The organism is Melaminivora alkalimesophila, assembly GCF_000282995.1.
In the GTDB taxonomy this organism is placed as follows: domain Bacteria; phylum Pseudomonadota; class Gammaproteobacteria; order Burkholderiales; family Burkholderiaceae_C; genus Melaminivora; species Melaminivora alkalimesophila.
This window is the reverse complement of record NZ_ALEE01000624.1, coordinates 1-1,407: the sequence shown is the minus strand read 5'-3', so window position 1 is coordinate 1,407 and position 1,407 is coordinate 1. Positions and strand designations below refer to the sequence as shown.

Genomic DNA, 1,407 nt, shown 5'->3' with positions numbered 1-1,407 from the left:
CCCCCAGCCGCTGGAGCTGCTGGCGCGGCGCGACGTGCGGCGTCTGTCGCTGCTGTGCCATGCGGCGGAAGACGACACGCGCGCCGCGATGGCGCTCATCGCGCGGCTGGAGCCGCACCCGGGCCGGCGCTTTGCCGACGTGCGCGGCCAGGTGGTGCTGCCGGACGTGATCGTGCGGCGCACCGGGCGCGCCACGCAGCCCTCCTTCGAGGTGCAGCTGAACCCGGAGGTGCTGCCGCGCCTGCGCGTGCACGAGCTGTACGCCAGTGCCCTGCGCGGCCAGCGCGGCGCGGCCGGGCATCCGCAGCTGCAGCAGCACCTGCAGGAGGCGCGCTGGTTCATTCGCAACGTGCAGCAGCGTTTCGACACCATCCTGCGCGTGGCAGAGGCGATCGTGCAGCGCCAGCGCAGCTTCTTCGTGCACGGCGAGCTGGCGATGCGGCCGCTGGTGCTGCGCGACATCGCGGAGGAGCTGGGCCTGCACGAGTCGACCATCTCGCGCGTGACCAATGGAAAATACATGGCCACGCCCCAGGGCACCTTCGAGCTGAAGTACTTCTTCGGCTCGGGCCTGGGAACGGAGACCGGCGGCAATGCATCCAGCACGGCGGTGCGCGCGCTGATCCGCCAGCTGGTGGCGGCCGAGGATCCGGCGCGCCCGCTGTCGGACAGCAAGATCGCCGACCTGCTCAAGGAGCAGGGCATCGAGTGCGCCCGCCGCACGGTCGCCAAGTACCGAGAGGCGCTGAAGATCCCGCCCGCCAACCTGCGCAAGGCGCTGTGACGCCCGTCCACCCGTCCGCGCCGCGCCATCCCCGCCTTTCGCCATGAACGAGCTGACCCTTTTCCTGCCCTGCGCCGCCGGCGTGGAGGACTTCCTCGCCGACGAGGTGCACGCGCTCACGGGCCTGACGGGCCACGACCTGCTGACCGGGCGCGGCGGCGTGCTGCTGCGCAGCTCCTGGCGCGATGCGCTGGCGCTCAACCTGCACAGCCGCCTGGCGCAGCGCGTGCTGGTGCGCCTGGGCGCCCAGCCCTACCGCAGCGAGGACGACCTGTATGCGCTGGCGTCGGGCATCGCCTGGGAGATCTGGTTCACGCCGCGCCAGAGCTTCAAGATCGAGGTCACGGCGCAGCACAGCCCCTTGAAGAGCCTGAACTTCGCCGCGCTGCGCGTCAAGGACGCGGTCGCCGACCGTTTCCGCGCCAAGGCCGGCGTGCGCCCGGACGTGCAGACGCGCTGGCCCGACGTGCGCATCCACCTGCACCTGGCGGGGGATGAGGCGCAGCTCTACATCGACACCTCGGGCGAGCCGCTGTTCAAGCGCGGCTGGCGCGACGTGGCGGGCGGTGGTGCCAAGGGCGACGCGCCGCTCAAGGAGACGCTGGCCGCCGCGATGATCGCCG

The 1,407-nt window shown here is 72.0% G+C and carries 2 protein-coding genes; both read left to right on the top strand.

Annotated elements, in window-relative coordinates:
• On the top strand, nt 1-784 hold a 784-nt coding region (gene rpoN / locus A612_RS12220), incomplete at its 5' end, for an RNA polymerase factor sigma-54 (RefSeq protein ID WP_019374755.1).
• A 43-nt stretch (nt 785-827) separates the two neighbouring features.
• Nucleotides 828-1,407 (top strand): THUMP domain-containing class I SAM-dependent RNA methyltransferase (locus A612_RS12215; RefSeq protein ID WP_019374754.1); only part of this gene is annotated, 580 nt, incomplete at its 3' end.